A 21,814-nucleotide genomic window follows, 5' to 3' on the forward strand; every position below is an offset into this window, starting at 1 on the left:
ATATGGAAAATCGTCTCGGTAGCGGAGCACGCGGTCTCGATAGCGGCAGCTACACCGACCTCAATCGTCTCAGCCAGCTCAAGGTCGGCAAGGACCGCGATGGCGAGGAGAACGTGCGCAAAGTTGCGCAGGAATTCGAGTCGTTGTTCCTCAACGAGATGCTCAAGTCGATGCGTGCGGCTACCGAGGTGCTGGCCAAGGACAATCCTCTGAATAGCCAGGCCAGCAAGCAGTATCAGGACATGTACGATCAGCAGCTATCGGTGAGTCTGTCCAAGGAAGGTGGCGGCATCGGCCTGGCGGATGTGCTGGTCCGCCAACTCAGCAAGCAGACCGAAACGGTTACGCGCAACAATCCATTCGCCCAGGTTGCGCAGACCGAGGGCGCGGCCTGGCCGAGCAAACCGGCAGCTGGCGTCGAATCTGCTCGAGATGATTCAAGGCTGTTGAATCAGCGCAGGCTCGCCTTGCCTGGGAAGCTGAGCGAACGACAGGTTGCCAACGTATCAGCCACAGCCGTTCCTCCAGCGGGCGATGCCGTGCAGCCATTGGTCAACGTCGACTGGAAGCCGGCCACCGCGTTTGTGCCGCCCGCGGACAAGCCGCTGACCATAAACGGCGTGGAGAAAGGTGCTCCGAACGCGCCCAGCAAGACGCGTTTCAGCTCCTCGCAGGAGTTCATCGCCACCATGCTGCCAATGGCGGAGAAGGCAGCCGAACGCCTTGGGATCGAGCCACGTTTCCTGGTTGCACAAGCGGCGCTGGAAACCGGCTGGGGCAAATCCATGATTCGCCAGAAGGACGGCAGCAACAGCCACAACCTGTTCGGTATCAAGGCGACCGGCTGGAAAGGTGCATCCGCCACCGTCACGACGACCGAATACGTCAATGGCAAGGCCACCCGCGAGAAGGCGGGCTTTCGCGCCTATGATTCATTCGAGCAGAGCTTCGACGACTTCGTCAGTCTGCTGGAGAACAACGACCGCTACCGGACCGCTATCCAGGTAGCGAGCAACACCGGCGACTCGGAGCGTTTCGTCAAGGAACTACAGAAAGCCGGCTATGCCACCGATCCGCAATACGCCCGCAAGATCAGCCAGATCGCGCGCAAGATGCAGACTTATCAGACCGTTGCCGACGCGAATTCGGTGCCCGCGATGCGGACCAGAGGCTAAACCATGGCTGACCTATTGAGCATTGGCCTTTCCGGCCTGGCTGCCAGCAAGACCCAACTGTCGATCACCGGCCACAACATCACCAACGTCAATACGCCTGGCTATAGCCGCCAGGATGCGACCCAGGCTACTCGCTCGCCACAGTTCAGCGGTGCCGGCTATATCGGCTCGGGCACCACGCTGGTGGAAGTTCGCCGCAGCTACAGCGAGTTCCTCACCAGCCAGCTGCGTAGTAGTACTTCGCTGAGCGCGGATGTGGAGGCTTACAAGAGCCAGATCAATCAGCTCGATTCGTTGCTGGCCGGCACTACCACTGGCATCACGCCCTCGTTGCAGAAGTTCTTCTCAGCCCTGCAGACTGCCGCCGAGGACCCGGCCAATATCCCGGCACGCCAGTTGGTTCTGGCTGAGGCGGAGGGGCTGGCGCGGCGCTTCAATACTGTCTATGACCGGCTCTCCGAGCAGAACAACTTCACCAACAAGCAGATGTCTGCCGTCACCGATCAGGTAAACCGGCTGGCAGGCAGCATCGGCAGCCTGAACGAGGCGATCGCCATCGCTGCGGCCAATGGTAAGCAGCCGAACGATCTGCTCGACGCTCGCGATGAGGCGGTGCGCCAGTTGTCGGGCTACATCGGCGTGACTGTAGTTCCGCAAGATGACAGCAGCTTCAATATCTTTATCGGTAGCGGCCAGCCGCTTGTTGTCGGCAGCACGGTGGCGCGCCTCGAAGTCGTGCCAGGGCAGGGCGACCCCAATCGGCATGAAGTGCAGTTCATCAGCGGTGGCTCGCGGCAGGGCATCACGTCGCAGATCGCCGGCGGCGAGCTGGGCGGGTTGATTCGTTATCGCGAGGAAGTGCTGGACTCCACCATGAACTCCCTGGGCCGCCTGGCGCTTGCCGTGAGCGACCAGGTCAACACGCAGCTGGGGCAGGGGCTGGATCTCAAGGGGCAGGTCGGTTCGGCGCTGTTTGGTGACTACAACGACCCGGCGCTGGCGAAGTTGCGTGTCAATGCGTTTGCTGGCAATAGCAGTGCACAGCCGGTACTGAACATCACCAACACCAGTCAGCTCAGCACCAGCGACTACCTGATGGAGTATGACGGTAGCAGCTTCAAGATAAGGCGGCTGAGCGATAACCAGCTGATGACGGCTACGGAGAATCCGGCCGGTACGCTGTCGATCACTGACAAGAATGGCCGCGACCAGGGCTTTCAGATCGTACTGGGCAATCCGCCGCCGGCACCTGGTGACAAGTTCAGCCTGCAGCCGACCCGGCGTGGCGCTTCTGATATCAAGGCGACGCTGGATCAAGCCGATCAGCTGGCGTTTGCAGCGCCGGTGCGGGCCCAGAGCACCTTGCAGAACAGCGGGACAGGGGTGATCGGCCAGCCGAATCTGCTATCTGCTCCATCGCCCATCAATGCGGCTGCGTTATCGGCGGCGTTCGAAGGGTTGACGCTGAGTTATGACGGCAACGGGCTGACGCTCCCGGCACCTGCGCCAGCGGGGCTCACGCTGTCGCCTTCGAGCATTACCGCCGGACAGACCAATACGCTGAACCTGACTCTTACCACGGGCACGGCGCCCAATGTGCAGCAATACAGTTTCGAGTTCACCGTAAGCGGCCGGCCCGAGACGGGCGATACGTTCTCGTTCAACTTCAACCAGAGTGGCGTCTCCGACAACCGCAATGCCCTGAAGCTAGTGGATCTGCAGACCAAGCAGACCGTAGGCGTGACCCCTGGCGTCGCTGGTTCCGGTTTCAGCTTCACCGACGGCTATGGCGAACTGGTCGAGCGTGTCGGAACCTTGACCGCCCAGGCACGGATGGACAGCGAAGCGACTGGCGCAATTCTCAAGCAGGCCACTGATAACCGCGATTCGCTATCGGCTGTAAACCTGGATGAGGAAGCGGCAAACCTGATCAAGTTCGAGCAGTACTACAACGCTTCGGCCCAGATCATTCAAGTTGCCCGCTCCTTGTTCGATACATTGATCAGCTCCTTCAGGTAACAGGCCCGACCTATGCGCATTTCTACCGTGCAAGCGTTCAATAACGGCGTCGCCGGGTTGCAGCGTAACTATGCCAACGCGACCCGTACGCAAGAGCAGATCAGTACGGGCAACCGCATTCTTACGCCGGCAGACGATCCGGTCGCTTCGGTGCGCCTTCTGCAGCTAGAGCAGCAACAGAACGTGTTGAGCCAATACAACTCCAATCTGACCGCTGCGAAGAACAGCCTTACGCAGGAGGAAGTCACCCTCAATTCGGTGAATACGGTTTTGCAGCGAGTGCGCGAGTTGGCGGTGCAGGCGGGTAATGGAGGCTTGAGCGCTGACGATCGCAAGTCGATCGCCGCGGAGCTTACTGAGCGCGAGGACGAATTGCTGTCACTGATGAACACCCGTAACGCCCGTGGCGAATATCTATTTTCGGGTTTTCAAGGCAAGACGCAGCCATTCGTGCGCGATGGTGCCGGCAGCTATAGCTACCAAGGCGATGAGGGGCAGCGGAAGCTGCAAATTGCCAGCTCGTTGAATATAGCCATCAGCGATAGCGGTAAGTCGATATTCGAAAATGTGACAAATGCTGGACGTTACTTGAGCAGCCTGGATATCACTGGACAACCGGGGTCGACTCTTCGCGTTTCGACGCCATTGGTGCAGGATGAGGTTGCCATTAGCGGCAATCCGCCATTTCCTGCTGCTGGGGTTGGTGTACGGTTTACGTCCGATACTGAGTACGTAGTCTACGATCTGGCAGCTGCGCCTGACTTTGCCAATCCGCCAATCGACCCTAACCTTGTTCTCGCTTCAGGGGTGGTTGATCAGCAGGAGAAAACAACCGAAAAGCTGGTTTTCCGCGGCGTGGTCGTCCAGTTCGATGGCATTCCCGTCGGCGGTGAGACGGTGGAGGTTCAGCTGGACCCCGCTGTGCAGAAGCAGGGCATCCTAGGGACGATTTCCAACCTGCGTAAGGCATTGGAGGATCCATCCTCTGGCAATGCCGGTGTACGCGACGCTGTGGCAGTAGCGCTTACCAACCTCGATCACGGCATGATTAGCGTCGACGCGGCGCGCGGTAACATCGGCGCGCGGCTCAACGTAATCGAGACTACACAGACCGATAACGAGGATGTGACATTGGTGAACAAGGCTGTCCAGGCCGAGTTGCGCGAACTCGATTACGCCGAAGCCCTTTCCAGATTGTCATTCCAGACCATCATTCTCGAGGCGGCGCAGCAGAGCTACGTCAAAATCAGTGGTCTGAACCTGTTCAACGCCATGCGCTGAGGAGTTTGACGAGGTTGGCAAAAATGCAGCCTCGTTTTGACATCAGCAAGCAGGCGGCTAGATTGGCTAACGCGGAGCAGGAAGTCCCGCATAGAACATTTCTCGGATAAGGACATCTTCATGAACAAGGCTTTTCTTGCCGCTGCGGCGTTCGCCGTGCTTACCAGTTTTTCCTTCGGCGCTCATGCCGCCACTCAATCTCAGCCCGCACCTGCACCGGTTGCCGCCGTCACTCAGGCGTCGGTGAACCTCAATACTGCTGATGCCGCCACACTTACCCGTGAGCTCAAAGGTATCGGTGCTACCAAAGCCAAAGCGATCGTCGATTACCGTGAAGAGCATGGCCCCTTCAGTTCGGTAGACGAATTGCTTGAAGTAAAAGGGATCGGCTCGGCCACCCTGCAAAAGATCCGCAGCCAGCTCAGCGTGCAGTAAGAGCGCAGCGCAGAGGCCGGTCGCAACGACCGGCCTCTTGTCCATTCCTAGACCGAACGCCCCGTGCAGCCACCAGTCAAAGTGCTTGTGAAGCCATTGACAATCTTCGGTTATGCACATTCGGAATAGAAAAGCAGATGTCCTGCCCTGACGCTTAGCGTCCGTTTTCGTGTTTTCGTAAGTGACTGATTTAAAAGGTCTTAATCGGTTGGATAAAAAAGCGCCGATCTGTCGGGCGGCCCCGTAGGCAGGGCTTTTGCGGCGGTCATCCATAATCTGTTCACAAGGTTATCCACAGGTTCGGTGGATAACATTCTCAAGGTCACGGATGACGCAGGCTGGAAGGGGGGTCGATGAAAGCTCCGTGGAATTTGCTGAGATATTTACCGCTGGCGCAGCGCCTTATCAAGCGCGGAAAAATCCCCGCGCTGTTGCTCGCAGTGGCACGCAAGTCATCGTCGAAGCGGGGATTGCTAAAGGGGCTTCGCGAGGATCTGGCGTTGCTACAAGCGCTTTGTGTGGCATGGTGGCGTGGTGAGTACAGGGCGATCAATCCGAACGCGTTGATAGCGGTAGTGGCTGGCCTGCTGTATTTCCTGTCGCCCATCGATGCCATTCCCGACTGGTTGCCTGGTCTCGGATTTGTTGATGATCTGGCCGTATTGGGCTGGGTAATGCGCAAATGGTCTGGAGAGATGGAAGCGTTCAAAGCCTGGAAGCAGGCGCAGTCAGCCGAACGCCAAGCAGGGCTGCTAAGATTGCCCGCGCTGGACGAGCCTCAAGGTGATGACTCGCCGCAAGTCTAGGCAGAGCACATCATCGTCCAGCCGTTGGTCGACACTCGTCGGACATTTTGCGGCACCATTCCCGATTCGCTATGCGTGCGGCAGCTTGGTAGCTTCAAGGAGCGGCGCGGGCTGTTAAGATTCCGCCTCTTATCGAAGACGCCTAGGGAAAATACGGATGAATGTACAGGTCATCATGCGTGACGGCTCGCCGGAATACGCCGTTCTGCCATGGGACGAGTACCAGGCACTCCTCAACGCTGTCGGAGCGCGACCACCCGCTGTAGCAGCTCCTGCTTCCCCGGATGCACAGCCGCGTCCTCCGCTTAGCCAGTTACCGTTTCTGCGCGACGCCAAGGGTCTCACCGTGGAAGCTCTGGCGCGTGCGGTAGGCATCAGTCCGGCTTACCTGGCGTTAATCGAGGCGGGTGAGCGCGAGCCCGATGCCGCGATTCGCCGTGCGCTGGCCCGTGCATTGGAAATCACCGGTTGGGAGGGGGACGCTTGACGTCAGTATCCATCAGCCGCCAGCACTGGCAGGCCTTGCTCGGAGAGCTTGATGCCGCACGTCGGCAGCGGCATCTGGTGACCTACCGGGCGCTGGTCGAGCGCCTTCAGCTGCCAACCCCCGCGATGCAGACACTGACCGCAGCGCTGGAGCATTTAGCAGCACTGGATGCCCGTAATGGTCGCCCGCTGCGTAGCGCGCTGGTCATCAGTCAGGGCGCTAGTCGCCTACCGCGGCCGGGCTTTTTCGAGTGTGCTGCGCGCCTGGGGCGTTTCTCCGGAGCGGCGGACGGTACTGCTGCTGCGTCTTGGCATGCAGGTGAAGTGGCGCGGGTGTTCGAGTTCGAATATCCGGAGGAAGACTGATGCTGTGGAAACTGCGTGCGAGGCTCGGTTATTTAACTGCCCGCAAGTTGATGACTTCCCGTTATGCCGTTCAGCAACCGAAACTCTGGAGCTGGATGGAAGGTCAGTTTGCGCGTATGGCGGCTCTGGGAGACGTCGGTGCGCAAAGCTTCTACGGTCATATTCTGTATTTTCGCGGCCGAGGTCATGGTGCCAAGCAGGAGGGCGTTCGCTTGTTGCGCCTTGCGGCCAAGGCGGGCGATGTGAAGGCTGCCTACCAGATGGGGGTCGTCAGCCTGAGTGAAGATGCGTCACATGGGCCGGACGGCAGCGAGGCGGCTCGCTGGTGGTCCCAAGCGGCTGAAGCGGGGCATCCCCTAGCGGCCGTTCGGCTGGAGCAATTGTACCGTGCCGGAGGTCACGGCCTGGCCGCTGATTCCCAGAAGGCAGACCGTTACAAGGCAAAGGCAGCGCAGCTGGGGCTGTGAGCGGTTCGCCTGCATCAAACAGATGAAGCTCGGGGCTGCTTGCCTTTTCGCATGATGCTTGGCCGCTGAAGCCCAGTGCGGCAGGCCTGCACATCCAGGTGGTCTATATGCCGAGCGTGCGCTGACACCGTTGCAAACAAGGTACGGCGCTGCCCCTCCATCCTCGTTTACGAAGATCAAACCCTCGTCCTCAATAGGTTTGCCGGTAAGACGCCTCGTTGCGGAGCAGAAGACCATGCTGCAACTGCGCTATGCACCGTCCCAGTCGGGAGCCAGTGCCAGCAGGAGGTCTTCTGGTACCGAGTGGGACTCAACGTTACCTTATCGGCTTTTCGTTGCCGTAGAGGTCACTCAAGGGCACTTGCTCGACGGCTTCTTAACCGAGTACCGCTTCTAAGCACGAGGATGAGCCTGCAACAGCCTGGTTGATGGTGCTGTGAGCAAGGACACCTATCAGCATGCTCAACGGCTTGGTGACTTGTTATAGAAACTCTGCCGTGAAAGAAAAAGGGCCACGAATGTGGCCCTTGATTTTTACGCGATGCAGCGATGCCGCTTGGGTAGCTGGACGCGCTGTTTGCTCTCAGTGCTTGGCCATTGCCGAGCTGAGGCCAAGGTAGTCCAGAAGGATGCGTCCGCTTTCGGAAAGGTACGCATCGTCTTCGGGCTTGGGTTTGTCCGTTTCCTTATGTGGCGTGGTTTCGTCTTCCTTCTCCAGTTTGGCCAACGGCTGCTCGCCTTTGGCCAGGCGCAGTGCGTTCTCCAACGCCAGCTGGCGCTTCTCGATATCCGCCTGCTGAGCGCGACGTTTATCTTCATTGAGGCTGACAGTGGTGTCATGCATCAGCTCTTGAGCAAGCGCCAAGCGATCGCGGGTGAAGACGAAATCCGGGTTCTCGCCAGTGCGTGCCTCATGGCGTGCCTTGAGCTCGGCAAGGAACGGCTTGAACGGGTTCATGTCCGGGTTGATTGCCGCGCGGATGCTGTCCCACGGCAAGGCCTCGGGAAGTGCGCTTTCACCGATTTCCTTGGTGTCAACATCAGCGGGGTAGGTGATGTCTGGAATCACGCCCTGATGCTGGGTGCTCTGACCCGATACACGGTAGAACTTGGCCAATGTGAGTTTCAACTCGCCATGGTTGAGCGGCTGGATGGTCTGCACGGTGCCTTTGCCGAAGGTCTGGCCACCGAGAATCAGTGCACGATGATAGTCCTGCATGGCGCCTGCGAAGATCTCTGACGCGGATGCCGAGAGGCGATTGACCAGAACGGCCAGTGGCCCCTTGTAATAGGCGCCGGTCTGTTCGTCGGCGAGCACATCCACACGGCCATCACTGTTGCGCACCAGTACGGTTGGACCCTGGTCGATGAACAAGCCGGTGAGCTCGGTGGCTTCCTGCAGTGAGCCGCCTCCGTTGTTGCGCAGGTCGATGACGACGCCATCGACCTTTTCCGCTTCCAGCTCGGAGAGCAGCTTCTTCACATCGCGAGTAGTGCTCTTGTAGTTCTGGTCGCCGGCGCGCAGGGCTTTGAAGTCAAGATAGAACGCCGGGATCTCGATAACGCCAAGCTTGAAGCTCTGGCCCTGATGCTCAAGGTTCAGCACTGACTTCTTCGCCGCCTGCTCCTCGAGTTTGACTGCTTCGCGAGTAATCGCGACCACCTTGCTGCTCTGGTCATTCGGTGCGTTGCTCGCCGGGATGACTTCCAGGCGGACGACGGAGCCTTTCGGACCGCGGATGAGCTTGACCACCTCATCCAGGCGCCAGCCGATCACATCGACCATTTCGTCGTTGGCCTGGCCGACGCCGACGATCTTGTCCGCGGGCGCCAGCTGCTTGCTCTTCTCAGCCGGGCCGGCGGGGACCAGACGCACGATCTTCACATGCTCGTTGTCGCTCTGCAGCACCGCACCGATGCCTTCCAGCGAGAGACTCATGTTGATGTCGAAGTTTTCGGCGTTGTCTGGAGACAGATACTGAGTATGCGGATCGTAGGACTGGGCGAACGCGTTGATGTAGGTCTGGAACACGTCCTCGCCGCGCGTTTGGTTGAGGCGCGCCAGCTGGTTCTTGTAACGCTTGGTCAGCAGTTCCTCGATTGCCTTGGGCTCCTTGCCGGCGAGCTTCAGGCGCAGCACCTCGTCCTTGACTCGTTTGCGCCAAAGGTCGTCGAGCTCGGCCATGTTCTTGGCCCATGCGGCTTTCTCGCGATCGATCAGCAGCTCTTCATCTTTGGTGAAATCAAAGCTGCCGACGCCTTTGTCGAGCAGGCCAAGCGCGTAGTTGAGGCGATTCTGCAAGCGCTCCAGGTGGCGCTTGTAGATGGCAAAACCGGGCTCGAGATTTCCGCCTTTAAGAAAATCATCGAACTGGTTGCGCCACTTGCCGAACTCTTCGAGGTCGGATGCCAGGAAGTAGCTGCGCGAAGGGTCGAGCATCTGGATATAGCTGTCGAAGATCTTCGCGGAGCGCGCGTCGTTCAGCGGCGGCTTGTTGTAATGATGACGCTTGAGCAGTTCGACGACGTTCAGGCTGGCAATCACCTGGTCCCGATCGGGTTGCAGGTAATCCCAGCTCTCCGGCGTGCTGACGGCTTTGGCCATCGCCAGGGAGGCGTGGAGTCCGAAAAGGACGGCAAGAACGGTGCAGGTCAGCGTACGTTTCATGGCTTGGGGGCGACGCAAGGCTAAGGAATAACGCATATTAGGCCATCTAAAGTAGGCGCCGGTTCGGTTTTCCGTCCGGCGGTGGAAAGCACAAGCCCGATGGTAAGAATGGTCAAAGAAGGCCAGCGAGCGATCAGTTGGGTGGGCAGAGATAGAACCACTATGGAGGCAGCATGAAGGCATTGCAAGGTATCGAGGGGCATCTGGAGTGGGCCGAACGACCGGCTCCGGCGTGCGGCGAAGGCGAAGTCCGTATCCGCGTCGCGGCCGCTGGGCTTAACCGCGCGGACCTGCTGCAACGCGCCGGGCATTATCCGCCGCCAGCCGGTGTTACCGACATCCTGGGCCTGGAGTGTGCAGGTGTGATTGCCGAAGTTAACGGTCGCAGCCGCTGGAAGGTGGGTGATCGCGTCTGCACATTGCTGGCTGGCGGCGGCATGGCTGAAGAAGTGGTGGTCGATGCGCGCCACGCACTGCCGGTTCCCGAGGGCATGACGCTGCAGGAAGCGGCGGTGATCCCCGAGGTTTACGCCACGGCCTGGCTGAATCTCTATCGGCTTGGCGCGCTGCTGGCCGGTGACAAGGTACTGTTGCATGCCGGAGCGAGTGGCGTCGGTTCGGCGGCGATCCAGCTGTGCAAGGCGTTTGGCAATCCCTGTTGGGTCAGTGTTGGTTCCGCAGAGCGCTTGGCCTACTGCGAAGCGTTGGGCGCTCAGGGTGGCGTGCTGCGTGGAGACTCGCTAGAGGCGCTGCGAGATTTCGCTCCGTTCGACATGATCCTCGATCCCGTGGGTGCCAAGTACGCGGCGCTTAACACGCAGCTGCTGGCAATGGACGGACGCTGGGTGATGATTGGTCTGATGGGCGGCCGTAAGGCCGAGATGGATCTTGCCGGGCTGCTGGCCAAGCGCATCCAGTTGATTGGCTCGACCTTGCGCAGCCGTGACGCCGACTACAAAGCGGGGCTGCTGGCAGAAATGGAGGAGAAGGTCTGGCCGCTGTTTGCCCAGGGCAAGCTTTCGCCGCGTCTGGAGCAAACCTTCGCCATCGCAGATGTAGAGGCGGCATTTGCCGCACTCGCTAGCAACACCGTTTCCGGCAAAGTGGCGCTGGTGATCGATAGCACCATTTCCTGAGCGTACAGATCGTCAAACGGAGCAACGCATCGCGATGAGCAGCCTGGCCTGCTCATCGCGGGATCCGTTCAGGGCAGCTGACTGCTGTTATAGAAGGCGGTCAGTACCTTGACCAGATGCGCCAGATCCTGGCTTCCGGCTAGCTCTCGGATCGAATGCATGGCAAAGGTCGGCAGGCCGATATCGACTGTGCGCACACCCAACTGGCTTGCCGTGATCGGGCCGATGGTCGAGCCGCAGCCCATATCGCTACGAGTGACGAAGCTCTGCACCGGCACTTCGTTTTCCAGACAGAGGTGGCGGAAGTAGCCCGCGGTTTCGCTGTTGGTGGCGTAGCGCTGATTGTTGTTGACCTTGATCACCGGGCCAGCATTGAGCTTCGGCCCGTGGTTGCCATCGTGCTTGTCGGCGTAGTTGGGGTGCACCGCGTGAGCATTGTCGGCCGAGATCAGCAGGGAATGGCTGATAGTGCGCTGGAAGTCATCTTCATCCGGCAGCAGGCGGCGTAGCACCTGTTCGAGGAAAGGGCCGTCCGCGCCGCAGAGCGAGGTGGAACCCACCTCTTCGTGGTCGGTACAGACCAACACGCAGCTGTGTTCGGGCTCGGTGTTCAGCAACGCCTGTAACCCGGCGAAGCAGGAGAGCAGGTTATCCAGGCGGGCACCGGCGATGAAGTCACCATGCAGGCCGATAATGGCTGCAGCCTGGGTGTCGTAGAAGCTCAGTTCGAAGTCCAGGACCACGTCGGCGACCAGGCCGTGTTCGCGGCCGAGCTGATCGGCCAGCAATGCGCGAAAGTCCGGACTTTCCTGGCTGGCAATCTGCGCAAGGATCGGTGGTAGCTCGTTCTGGGCGTTGATGGCCCAGCCCTGATTGGCTTCCCGGTTCAGGTGGATCGCCAGGTTCGGTATTGTCGCGATGGGCAGCTTGAAGTTGATGAGCTGGCTTTCGATACGGCCGTCTCGGCTGTAGGTAACGCGCCCGGCCAGCGACAGGTCGCGGTCGAACCAGGGTGCGAGCAGGGCACCGCCATACACCTCCACACCGAGTTGCCAGAAGCCCTGACGCTGCAGCTCCGGTTGCGGTTTGACTCGCAGACAAGGGCTGTCGGTATGCGCGCCGACCAAGCGCAGGCCGTGCTCGACGAGCGGCTTGCTGCCCAGTTGGAAGGCAATGATGGCCGAGTCGTTACGGGTGACGTAGTAGCGCCCGCCGGCCTCGGTATGCCAGACCTCGCGTTCGTCCAGCGCACGGTAGCCGGCGGCTTGCAATGCCTGAGCGAGGTTCTCGGTGGCATGGAAGGGGGTGGGGGATGCCTGCAGATATTCGATCAGGCCTTGATTGAGAGCTTTGCGCATTTCGGACTCCGGACTGCCAGGTCACGAAGTCTATAGCATTCGACTCTGGCGAATAAGCGCGCCGGCACCTGTCTCGCGGTTTGGGTGAGCGGGTGGCAGGCGGGCAGATGTTGCCACTACTAGAACGGGGCCGGGCACTCGAAGCGCAGGCGCTCGCCGGTTTGCGGATGCGTCAGCGTCAACATGCTTGCATGCAGACACAGGCGTTCATGGGCTTGCAGGGCCTGCTCGTGGGCATACAGGCGATCACCGAGCAGCGGATGACCGATCGACAACATGTGCACCCGCAGCTGGTGGGAGCGGCCGGTGATGGGTGTCAGCTCGACGCGGCTGTAGTCGCCACAGCGTTCGAGCACGCGCCAGAAGGTCAGCGCATGCTTGCCTAGTTCGTGATCGACCACGTGACGCGGCTTGGTCGGCGGGTCGTAGCGTAGTGGCAGGTCGATGCTGCCGCTGTCCTGCTCGGGCTCACCCCAGCACAGGGCGGTGTAGGCCTTTTCCGTTTCGCGGTCGTGAAACTGGCGGGACAGTTCACGGTGCGTATCGGCGTCACGGGCGAGCACGATAAGCCCGGAGGTTTCCCAGTCCAGTCGATGCACGATGCGGGCCTCGGGATAGCCGTTTTCCTGCAGGCGGGTCACCAGGCAGTCACGGTTGTCTTCGGCGCGGCCGGGTACGGATAACAGCAGGGTCGGCTTGTTGATGACCAGGAGGGCCGCGTCCTGGTGGACGATCTCGATAGCGCTAAGAGGCATTCGCTTTTCCACAAACGAAGACGGCGACCCGTGGGCCGCCGTTTCTATGCACCGGTGTCGCTCAGCGATCCGGCAGGGTGATATTGAGTTCCAGGATCGAGCAGCTGCCCTGATCCTCGAGTGCTACCTGGACCTGATCGCTGTCGATGTTGACGTACTTGCGGATCACTTCGACCAGCTCTTTCTGCAGCGCCGGCAGATAGTCCGGCTCGGTGCGCTGGCCGCGCTCATGGGCAACGATGATCTGCAGGCGCTCTTTGGCGATCGCGGCTGGAGTTTCCTTCTTCTTGCGTTCACGGAAGAAGTCGAAGAGGTTCATTCGCGGCCTCCGAAAAGTCGTTGCAGGAAGCCTGGCTTCTTGACGTCGAGGAAGCGGTGCGCGACCTCTTTGCCGAGCAGGCGGTCGACGGCGTCGCTGTAAGCCTGGCCCGCATCGCTCTGGTCATCGAGAATCACCGGGATGCCCTGGTTGGACGCCTTGAGCACGGCCTGCGATTCGGGGATCACGCCGAGCAGGCGGATGGAAAGGATTTCCTCGACGTCCTCAACGCCGAGCATTTCGCCCTTGGTAACGCGCTCGGGGTTGTAGCGGGTCAATAGCAGGTGTTCCTTGATCGGCTCTTCGCCGCTTTCGGCGCGGCGCGACTTGCTCGCCAGCAGGCCGAGCATGCGGTCGGAGTCACGAACCGAGGACACTTCCGGGTTGGTTACGACGATGGCCTCGTCGGCGAAATACATGGCCAGGTGCGCGCCCTTCTCGATACCAGCCGGCGAGTCGCAGATAACGTATTCGAAATTCTTGCTCAGCTCGTCGATGACCTTGCCGACGCCTTCCTGAGTCAGGGCATCCTTGTCACGCGTCTGGCTGGCCGCCAGCACGAACAGGTTCTCCAGACGCTTGTCCTTGATCAGAGCCTGGGTCAGGGACGCATCGCCATTGATGACGTTGACGAAGTCATAAACCACCCGACGCTCGCAGCCCATGATCAAGTCGAGATTCCGCAGACCGACGTCGAAGTCGACGATGACGGTCTTGTGGCCACGCAGAGCGAGGCCGGTGCCGATGGCGGCGCTGGTGGTGGTTTTACCAACGCCACCTTTGCCGGAAGTGACTACGATGATCTTGGCCAAGGTGATTCACCCTAAAAATTGAAAAATCGGGACCTTCCGCTGATTTCAGCGTCAGGATTGCCCGTTTGGTCCTTGAAAATTCGCGGCAGTATCCGTTAAAGGCGGGTGATGTTCAACACGTCGCCAGAGAGGCTGATCTGCACCGCTTCAGCCCAGAGAGGTTCGCGTCGCAGGTCCTCGGCGACCTTGTACTGGCCGGCGATGGAGACCATTTCCGCGGCGAGCTGCTGACAGAAGATCCGCGCGCTGGTATCGCCCTTGATACCTGCCAGAGCGCGACCGCGAAGCGGACCGTAGACATGGATGTTGCCATCGGCGAGAAGTTCCGCACCGGGGCTGACCGGAGCGAGAACGATCAGGTCGCCGCCCTGGGCGTAGACCTGCTGGCCGCCGCGGATGGGCGTAGTGACGACGCGGGTCGGGCGGTAGGTCGGCTCGGCAGGTTTCGGCGGGATTTTCGAACCCAGGTCGACCTTGCGTTCACGTGCGCCGGAGGGGGGCAGTACGGGCAGATCGAGCGCGGCCGCCGCTTCCAGATGCACCGGTTCGCTGGCGCGCAGCGCCAGGGTGCGCAGACGATGCTTGCGGCACAGGCTGACCAGCGCAGCGATATCGATCTCGCGGGCTGATTCCGGCAGCTTGTCCAGAGCCAGCACCAGCGGTGTGTTGTTGAAAAAGTCCGGCGCCTGCTCGACCTTGGCCGCAAGTTGCTCGTCGAGACGCTCGATATCGTTGCTGGCGAGTTCCAGCACGGTGATGGCGAGCATGCTGCCCTTGAGCTGGAAGGCTGGGGACTGATCGGTGAGGTCGGCTTGGCTCATGGTCTGTCTGCTGCGGTAAATGGCGAGGACTTATAGCGGGGAGCGCCGCCGCCTGCAACCCGCCAACCGCCTGCGGAGCGATCACTGGTGCGCCGAGGTTCGGTCAATGCGAGCTTTTGCCGGTAGAATGCGCCGCTTCATCGGCTGTCGAGCTATTCATGGACCGTCCTCAGTTTCGTGCGTACTTCCTGCACCCGCGTTTCTGGCCGTTGTGGCTGGGGCTTGGGCTGCTCTGGCTGCTGGTGCAGCTGCCGTATCCGCTGTTGCTGCAACTGGGCCGTGGGCTCGGCGCGCTGATGTTCCGTTTCGCCGGTTCGCGGCGCTACATCGCCCGGCGCAACCTGGAGCTGTGCTTTCCAGAACTCAGCCAGGAGCAGCGCGAACGGCTGCTGCATGAAAACTTCGCTTCCAACGGCATTGCCTTCTTCGAGATGGCGATGAGCTGGTGGTGGCCACAGGCGCGCCTGCAGCGCCTGGCCCGGATCGAAGGGCTGGAGCATCTGCAACAGGCCCAGGCGGCGGGGCAGGGCGTAATCCTGATGGCGCTGCATTTCACTACCCTGGAGATCGGCGCGGCGCTGCTTGGCCAACGGCACACCATCGATGGCATGTACCGTGAGCACAAGAATCCGGTATTCGATTTCGTCCAGCGCCGCGGGCGCGAACGACATAACCGCGACGCCAGCGCCATCGAGCGTGAGGACGTGCGGGCCATGCTCAAGGTTTTGCGTGCCGGTCGCGCCATCTGGTATGCGCCGGATCAGGACTATGGGCGCAAGCAGAGCCTGTTCGTACCGCTGTTCGGCATCCAGGCAGCCACGGTGACCGCCACCACCAAGTTCGCGCGGCTGGGCAGGGCCAGGGTCGTGCCGTTCACCCAGGAGCGCCTGGCGGATGGCTCGGGCTATCGGTTGGTGATCCATCCGCCGCTGGAGGATTTTCCCGGCGAGAGTGAAGAGGCCGATTGCCTGCGGATCAATCAGTGGGTCGAGGAGGCTGTAAGCGCATTGCCGGAGCAGTACCTCTGGGCACATCGCCGCTTCAAGACCCGCCCGGTCGGTGAGCCTGGCCTTTATAAGAAGCGCAGCAAGCGATCGGCCGGTCGGTAGGCTCCGCTGGCGGCGCGCAGGCTGAGGGGCGCCGCGAGTCGATCTGCTGCTGTCAGGCCAGCGTCCCGTCGCGAAAATCCCGCAGCGCTTGCTCGATCTCCTCGCGGCTGTTCATCACGAACGGACCGTACTGCACGATCGGTTCTCTCAGCGGTCGGCCGGCCAGCAGCATCAGTCGTGCGCCGGTTTCGCTATGTAACTGCAGCTCGCCCTGTTCGGACAGGCGCACCAGTTGGCCCCTGCCGACCGGCTGATCGCCGAGCTGCAACGCGCCCTCGTATACATAAAGCAGTAACAGATGGCCGTCCGGGATCTGCGGCGAGAGCGTGCTGTCTGCGGGCAAGTGCAGATCGAACAGCTGGGGCTCCGTATCGGGCCGCTGTACCACGCCCTGTTGCTCGATGCCTTGCGCCTTCAAGGTTCCGGCAATGACCTTGGCCTGTACGCCGTTGTCGAGGCGAACCTGGGGAATCTCTGCGGGTGCGAAGTCGCGGTAGCCCGGCTCGCCGAGCTTGGCATGGGCGGGCAGGTTCAGCCACAGCTGGAAACCGCGCATGTTGCCTTCCTGCTGCTCCGGCATTTCGCTGTGAATCACGCCACGCGCTGCGGTCATCCATTGCACGCCGCCGCTTTCCAGCCGCCCGACGTTGCCCATGTGATCCTCGTGGCGCATACGCCCTTCGAGCATATAGGTGATGGTTTCGAAGCCGCGATGCGGGTGTGGCGGAAAACCGGCGATGTACTCGTCCGGGTCGTTCGAGCCGAACTCGTCGAGCATCAGAAACGGGTCGAATCGTTCCGGTGCGGCGCCGCCGAACACGCGGGTCAGACTGACGCCGGCGCCATCGGAGGTGGGCCGGCCGGTGGTGATGGAGAGAATTTCCCGGTGGGACATGATCGTTTGCCTCTTGGTTATTACGCCAAGGATAGGCAGCTAGGTTCGATCAATGGTTGCTGTTTTCTGCTATATCGAATCGAAGCGGTAGATCATTCCTCGACCAGCAGGTCGCGCGCACGGCTGTATACATAGCGCACCTTTTCATATTCGAACGGCGAGTTGAGTTGTCCATAACGGAAGCTGGTGACATGCCGCGCATTGATGGCGCGCAACGCTGTCAGGCTCAACTCGCCACCGGTGGTTTCGGAGTACTGCAAAAAGTCCATCTGCCGTTCGACCGCAAAGTCGGCCACGCGGCCGGTGGCATCGCGTAGATTCGATGGCCCCAGGGCCGGGATGATCAGATAGGGCCCCTGCGGCACTCCCCAGTAGCCAAGCGTCTGGCCGAAGTCTTCGCTCTGGCGCGGCAAGCCCATACGGGTCGCCGGATCCCAGACGCCGCCGACGCCGAGAATGGTGTTGAACAGAAAGCGCGCCGTGGCGTTCGCGGCGCGCTGGGCCTTGAGCTGCGCGAGACTGTTGAACAGGGTGGGCACTTCTCCCAGGTTGCCGAAGAAGTTGCTCACTCCGGTGCGCACCGGCTGCGGCGTGACATAGCGATAGCCGCGCACCACCGGCAACATGACCCACTGATCGAGCCGGTAGTTGAAATGGTAGATGCGTCGGTTGATCGATTCGAACGGGTCGTACACGTCCAGCGCCTGGAAGGTGGCCCGCTCGAACTCGCGTTGGTCCAGCCCGGGATTGAACTCCAGGTTGCGTAGTGGATGGGTGAAGCCATCCTCGTCGGCCGTTGGTGGTTCGGCGAAGGCCAGGCCACTGGCCAGGAGCAACGGCAGCAGCATTCCTTTAGCCACGGAAGAACTCCAGCATATGTTGGGCGTTGACTCGGTAAGTGAGGTTGCCGCAATGGCCTCCTCGCGGGTAGAGCGTCAAGCGATCACCGAAGGTACGGCGCAGGAAGCCGATATCACCGGCGCCGAGAATGACGTCATCGGCGTTGTGCATGACCGAGATCTTCGGACTCTGCCGCAGGTAGTCTTCAAGGGCGTACAGGCTGACCTGTTGCACCAGCTGAGTCAGGCTGCCGCCGTCGTACTGTGCGCGCCACATGGGGATGAGCTGCTCGGTGATGTAACAATCGAAGTCACACAGCAGGGCACGCTTGAAGAAGGGCTCGAGACTGGTGCTCTGGTTGATGGGGTAGTCCTGCGGGACGATCAGCCCGCGGCGGTTGATCAGGTCGGAAGTGAAGATGATGTCGGCGGCGGAGAAGCGGAAAACCGAGCCGATCAACATCGCCATCTGTTCGTCGCTGAGCTTCAACGTCGATTGCTGGAAGTCGTAGAGCATCGCCTCGTCGAGATCGATGTAGCCTCGTTGCTGGTAATAGCGGGTGAGCTTTTCCAGTACCACTTCATAGAAGGTGGTGTGGTCGTTGATCCCGTCGACCCTGGTCTGCACCAGCTTGTCGAGATTGGCGACCGAGGTGTAGAGATTCACCGGAGGGTTCAGCAACAGGACCCGTTTGAAATTGAAACTGCGCCGGGTCTCGTCCAGCTGGCTGACGAAGGCGGCATTCAACGCGCCCAGGCTGTAGCCGGTGAGGTGGAACTCGGTGACCTGCAATTTGTGCTGTTGCGCGCGAACCGCCTGCATGACCCGGTACAGGTCTTTGGCGTCGTCGCTGCTGATGCCTGGAGTTGCATAGCGCGAGGCGGCCGACATGAAGTCGTAGCTGGTCGGCGAAGACAGCTGCACCACATGATAGCCGGCGCCGTAGAACAGCCGCTTCAATGCCTCGGTCTTGCCGGCAGAGTAGTGCGCGCCGGTTCCGGAGATGATGAACATCAGCGGTGCCGGGCCGCGCTGGCGGGCCAGTCGATAGCGCAACTGTTTCACCGGCCAGAAGTTGTCCGGCAGAGTGAATTCCCGCTCCGGACGAAGGCGCAGGCTGTAGTCGGCCTGATCGATGGCGTCATCGCTCGGCACTTCTGCGCGCAGGTCGGCCGGCGTACCGGCAATCGTGGCTTCGAACGGGTTGGCCAGTGGGTAGCCGTATTCCTCAACGCTTAGATCGGCGGCATGCAGCGGCGTAACGATCAGGGCGAGCAGGGCGGTCAGGCACAACAACAGCTGCATGTACTTCTCCATTGCAGGCCGTTCGCGGCCTGTAGCGAGGTGACAGTGCTTCGCCTGCCACCCGTTCCAATCAGAACTGCATCGGCTTTCACATGCAAGCCAACATCGCTTTGGCAGCATCGCGTGCAATTCGATCCGTGGATCGATGCGGAAATGCGAACGGCTCGATATGGGCGGTCGAGCCGCTGGTGGTGGCCGGCATCTTATGCCTGGTGATGCAGCCAGGCGTGCTTGGGAACTCTGCGTGCGCCGCCGGGATTGCGCTCAAAGCGTTGCCAGACCTTTTCATGGAAGTAGAACGCTACGGAATTGCATAGCGGTTCGACGGCTGCCACCAGGCCACCGATGGCGATGCTGCCGGTCAGCGCGTAGGTGACCGAGAAGGCGATGCAGAAGTGCATCAGGGTGAACGTCACGGTCTTCAACATGGCCCGTCTCCTTGCGCGATCGAGAATTGTTCTCGTGTTTGCACAGTGTGGTTGCGCGCCAGCAATGTCTGAAATCAACGTTCTGTATCTGCGGCATAGCGCCACACTATTTGTATTTGGAATTGTTGCGAGGCCCCGGTTTGCGTGGCCTGAAGGCTCTAGAGCGGGCTTTCTGAAGAGCGGTCTTCAGACCAAAGTCGGGTGGTGTTCGCATTGTCCGGCCCTAAAGTAGCCGCCCTGCTCCCACCAGGGGGTAGTGACCGTGGAGACAGATTCCAATGAACAATGAAAATGTTTACCGGCAGATCTATGCCAACCCGCGTTTCCAAGAGCTGGTCGCCAAGCGCGGGCGTTTCGCCTGGCTGCTGTCGGCCGTCATGCTCGGCGCTTACCTGGCGTTCATCCTGCTGATCGCTTTCGAGCCGCAGATCCTTGGTGTTCCGCTTTCTGCCGACACCGTGACCACCTGGGGCATCCCGGTTGGCGTGGGCGTGATCTTCATGGCCTTCATCCTGACCGGTGTCTATGTGCAGCGTGCCAACGGTGAGTTCGATCGCATCAACCAGGAAATCCTCAACGAGGCCCAGCAATAATGATCCTGCGTTTTCTGATGACTGCCCTGCTGTTGGCAGTCTCGCCTGCACTGCTCGCCGATGCCATTACCGGCGAGGTCGAGAAGCAGGCCACCAACTACACCGCCATCATCATGTTCGTGGTGTTCATCGCCTTCACCATGGGTATCACCAAGTGGGCGGCCAAGCGCAACACCTCCACGGCTGATTACTACACCGCGGGTGGCAGCATCACCGGCTTCCAGAATGGCCTGGCGATTGCCGGTGACTTCATGTCGGCAGCGTCCTTCCTCGGCATTTCCGCGCTGGTCTACACCAGCGGCTATGACGGTCTGATCTACTCCATCGGCTTCCTCGTCGGCTGGCCGATCATCCTCTTCCTGATGGCTGAACGCCTGCGCAACCTCGGCAAGTTCACCTTCTCCGACGTGGCGTCCTATCGCCTCGGTCAGACGCAGATCCGTTTGCTCTCGGCGTTCGGTTCGCTGATCGTCGTGGCCTTCTACCTGATCGCGCAAATGGTCGGTGCCGGCAAGCTGATCCAGCTGCTGTTCGGCCTGGACTACTACGTGGCCGTGGTGCTGGTCGGTGTGCTGATGGTCATGTACGTGCTGTTCGGCGGCATGCTGGCGACCACCTGGGTGCAGATCATCAAGGCAGTGCTGCTGCTGTCCGGCGCCAGTTTCATGGCCATCATGGTGATGAAGAGCGTGGGCTTCGATTTCGGCAGCCTGTTCGCCGAAGCGGTGAAGATCCACGAGAAGGGCGCGCAGATCATGAGCCCGGGTGGCCTGGTTTCCGATCCGGTCTCGGCGATCTCCCTCGGCCTGGCGCTGATGTTCGGTACCGCTGGCCTGCCGCACATCCTGATGCGCTTCTTCACCGTCTCTGACGCCAAGGAAGCACGCAAGAGCGTGTTCTACGCCACCGGCTTCATCGGCTACTTCTATATACTGACGTTCATCATCGGCTTCGGCGCGATCCTGCTGGTCAGCACCAATCCGGAGTTCAAGGACGTCACTGGCGCAATAGTCGGCGGCACCAACATGGTCGCCATCCACCTGGCCAGCGCCGTGGGCGGCAATCTGTTCCTCGGCTTCATCTCCGCAGTCGCCTTCGCCACCATTCTCGCCGTTGTGGCGGGTCTGACTCTGGCCGGCGCATCGGCGGTTTCCCATGACCTGTATGCCTGTGTGATCAAGCAGGGCAAGGCGCGGGAAGAAGACGAGATGCGCGTGACCAAGCTGACCACCCTGACTCTGGGTGTGGTGGCGATTCTGCTCGGCATCATCTTCGAGAAGCAGAACATCGCCTTCATGGTCGGCCTGGCATTCTCCATCGCCGCCAGCTGCAACTTCCCGGTGTTGTTCCTTTCCATGTACTGGAAAGGCCTGAGCACCCGCGGCGCGTTGTTCGGCGGCTCGCTGGGGCTGTTCACTGCACTGCTGCTGACCATCATCAGCCCGACCGTATGGGTCGACGTGTTCGGCTTTGCCGAAGCGATCTTCCCCTACAAGTACCCGGCGCTGTTCTCGATGGCTGCGGCATTCGCCGGCATCTGGTTCTTCTCGGTCACCGACAAGTCCAAGCGTGCCGGGGAAGAGCGTGAGCGCTTCTTCGCCCAGTTCGTCCGTTCGCAGACTGGCCTGGGGGCTACTGGCGCCGTCGCGCACTGACGCCCAGCTAGCAATACAAGAGGGCAGCCTGCGGGCTGCCCTTTTTCATCCCTGCAGCAAAGGCTGTCGACCGGCTGTAACAGCC

At 60.6% G+C, this 21,814-nt stretch carries 22 protein-coding genes; 12 read left to right on the forward strand and 10 right to left on the reverse strand.

All coding sequences use genetic code 11. From position 1 onward, the window contains the following. The first annotated feature begins 2 nt into the window (after nt 1-2). The 8 genes from flgJ to BHD08_RS13965 all read left to right on the forward strand — a co-directional run bounded on the left by flgJ (nt 3) and on the right by BHD08_RS13965 (nt 7,035). Nucleotides 3-1,175, forward strand: coding sequence for a flagellar assembly peptidoglycan hydrolase FlgJ (flgJ, locus tag BHD08_RS13930; RefSeq protein ID WP_015277710.1), 1,173 nt, complete (start codon nt 3-5; stop codon nt 1,173-1,175). 3 nt (nt 1,176-1,178) lie between these two features. Next, nucleotides 1,179-3,194 (forward strand): flagellar hook-associated protein FlgK, encoded by a 2,016-nt coding sequence (gene flgK, locus BHD08_RS13935; RefSeq protein WP_125022995.1) that lies wholly within the window; start codon nt 1,179-1,181, stop codon nt 3,192-3,194. Nucleotides 3,195-3,206: 12 nt separating this feature from the next. Continuing rightward, nucleotides 3,207-4,475, forward strand: a complete 1,269-nt coding sequence (gene flgL, locus BHD08_RS13940; RefSeq protein ID WP_125022997.1) for a flagellar hook-associated protein FlgL — start codon at nt 3,207-3,209, stop codon at nt 4,473-4,475. A gap of 120 nt (nt 4,476-4,595) precedes the next feature. Continuing rightward, nucleotides 4,596-4,910, forward strand: a complete 315-nt coding sequence (locus BHD08_RS13945; protein WP_015277707.1) for a helix-hairpin-helix domain-containing protein — start codon at nt 4,596-4,598, stop codon at nt 4,908-4,910. A gap of 353 nt (nt 4,911-5,263) precedes the next feature. Further along, complete coding sequence (locus BHD08_RS13950; protein ID WP_015277706.1) at nt 5,264-5,716, forward strand: YkvA family protein; 453 nt, start codon at nt 5,264-5,266, stop codon at nt 5,714-5,716. Between the two features lie 157 nt (nt 5,717-5,873). Beyond that, on the forward strand, nt 5,874-6,203 hold the full coding sequence (locus BHD08_RS13955; RefSeq protein WP_015277705.1) for a helix-turn-helix domain-containing protein: 330 nt from the start codon (nt 5,874-5,876) through the stop codon (nt 6,201-6,203). Next, on the forward strand, nt 6,200-6,568 hold the full coding sequence (locus tag BHD08_RS13960; RefSeq protein ID WP_015277704.1) for a hypothetical protein: 369 nt from the start codon (nt 6,200-6,202) through the stop codon (nt 6,566-6,568). Before BHD08_RS13955 ends, BHD08_RS13960 begins: the two co-directional genes overlap by 4 nt. Next, a complete protein-coding gene (locus tag BHD08_RS13965; protein ID WP_015277703.1) occupies nt 6,568-7,035 on the forward strand; it encodes a sel1 repeat family protein in 468 nt (155 codons plus the stop codon). The genes BHD08_RS13960 and BHD08_RS13965 overlap by 1 nt, the downstream gene beginning before the upstream one ends. A gap of 583 nt (nt 7,036-7,618) precedes the next feature. Here the strand turns inward: BHD08_RS13965 and BHD08_RS13970 are convergent. Further along, nucleotides 7,619-9,703: a carboxy terminal-processing peptidase gene (locus BHD08_RS13970; protein WP_015277701.1), complete on the reverse strand. Its 2,085-nt coding sequence runs from the start codon at nt 9,701-9,703 to the stop codon at nt 7,619-7,621. Nucleotides 9,704-9,876: 173 nt separating this feature from the next. On the opposite strand from BHD08_RS13970, the gene BHD08_RS13975 reads away from it, so the two are divergent. Then, the gene (locus BHD08_RS13975; RefSeq protein WP_125022999.1) at nt 9,877-10,839 is read left to right on the forward strand and encodes an NAD(P)H-quinone oxidoreductase; all 963 of its coding nucleotides are present in this window, start codon (nt 9,877-9,879) and stop codon (nt 10,837-10,839) included. A gap of 68 nt (nt 10,840-10,907) precedes the next feature. On the opposite strand, the gene BHD08_RS13980 is transcribed toward BHD08_RS13975, so the two are convergent. From BHD08_RS13980 to minC, 5 genes are all read right to left on the reverse strand, one after another. Then, nucleotides 10,908-12,197, reverse strand: a complete 1,290-nt coding sequence (locus tag BHD08_RS13980) for a M18 family aminopeptidase (protein WP_015277699.1) — start codon at nt 12,195-12,197, stop codon at nt 10,908-10,910. Nucleotides 12,198-12,316: 119 nt separating this feature from the next. Then, a complete protein-coding gene (locus BHD08_RS13985; RefSeq protein ID WP_015277698.1) occupies nt 12,317-12,952 on the reverse strand; it encodes an RluA family pseudouridine synthase in 636 nt (211 codons plus the stop codon). 61 nt (nt 12,953-13,013) lie between these two features. Next, complete coding sequence (gene minE / locus BHD08_RS13990) at nt 13,014-13,271, reverse strand: cell division topological specificity factor MinE (RefSeq protein WP_003301267.1); 258 nt, start codon at nt 13,269-13,271, stop codon at nt 13,014-13,016. Continuing rightward, a complete protein-coding gene (minD, locus tag BHD08_RS13995) occupies nt 13,268-14,083 on the reverse strand; it encodes a septum site-determining protein MinD (protein WP_015277697.1) in 816 nt (271 codons plus the stop codon). Before minD ends, minE begins: the two co-directional genes overlap by 4 nt. 95 nt (nt 14,084-14,178) lie before the next feature. Next, nucleotides 14,179-14,904 carry a septum site-determining protein MinC gene (gene minC / locus BHD08_RS14000; RefSeq protein WP_015277696.1) on the reverse strand — a complete coding sequence of 242 codons (726 nt, stop codon included), beginning with the start codon at nt 14,902-14,904 and terminating at the stop codon, nt 14,179-14,181. 158 nt (nt 14,905-15,062) lie between these two features. Here minC and BHD08_RS14005 point away from each other — a divergent pair, with 158 nt between their 5' ends. Continuing rightward, complete coding sequence (locus BHD08_RS14005; protein WP_125023001.1) at nt 15,063-16,013, forward strand: lipid A biosynthesis lauroyl acyltransferase; 951 nt, start codon at nt 15,063-15,065, stop codon at nt 16,011-16,013. 52 nt (nt 16,014-16,065) lie between these two features. On the opposite strand, the gene BHD08_RS14010 is transcribed toward BHD08_RS14005, so the two are convergent. The 4 genes from BHD08_RS14010 to BHD08_RS14025 form a co-directional block, all read right to left on the reverse strand. Continuing rightward, on the reverse strand, nt 16,066-16,908 hold the full coding sequence (locus BHD08_RS14010; RefSeq protein WP_125023003.1) for a pirin family protein: 843 nt from the start codon (nt 16,906-16,908) through the stop codon (nt 16,066-16,068). Between the two features lie 92 nt (nt 16,909-17,000). Continuing rightward, entirely contained in the window at nt 17,001-17,756 is a 756-nt protein-coding gene (locus BHD08_RS14015) for a VacJ family lipoprotein (protein ID WP_041756710.1), read from the reverse strand. Nucleotides 17,757-17,760: 4 nt separating this feature from the next. Next, a complete protein-coding gene (locus BHD08_RS14020; RefSeq protein ID WP_125023004.1) occupies nt 17,761-19,053 on the reverse strand; it encodes a serine/threonine protein kinase in 1,293 nt (430 codons plus the stop codon). 203 nt (nt 19,054-19,256) lie between these two features. Then, nucleotides 19,257-19,481: a DUF2061 domain-containing protein gene (locus BHD08_RS14025; RefSeq protein ID WP_015277691.1), complete on the reverse strand. Its 225-nt coding sequence runs from the start codon at nt 19,479-19,481 to the stop codon at nt 19,257-19,259. A gap of 278 nt (nt 19,482-19,759) precedes the next feature. Between BHD08_RS14025 and BHD08_RS14030 the strand changes: the two genes are divergently transcribed. Together BHD08_RS14030 and BHD08_RS14035 are read left to right on the forward strand one after the other, a co-directional pair. Next, nucleotides 19,760-20,074, forward strand: a complete 315-nt coding sequence (locus BHD08_RS14030) for a DUF485 domain-containing protein (protein WP_015277690.1) — start codon at nt 19,760-19,762, stop codon at nt 20,072-20,074. Beyond that, nucleotides 20,074-21,729: a cation acetate symporter gene (locus BHD08_RS14035; protein WP_125023006.1), complete on the forward strand. Its 1,656-nt coding sequence runs from the start codon at nt 20,074-20,076 to the stop codon at nt 21,727-21,729. Before BHD08_RS14030 ends, BHD08_RS14035 begins: the two co-directional genes overlap by 1 nt. Nucleotides 21,730-21,814: the final 85 nt, after the last annotated feature.

The sequence above is a fragment of the Pseudomonas sp. SCT genome (genome assembly GCF_003864275.1).
In the GTDB taxonomy this organism is placed as follows: Bacteria; Pseudomonadota; Gammaproteobacteria; order Pseudomonadales; family Pseudomonadaceae; genus Stutzerimonas; species Stutzerimonas stutzeri_AE.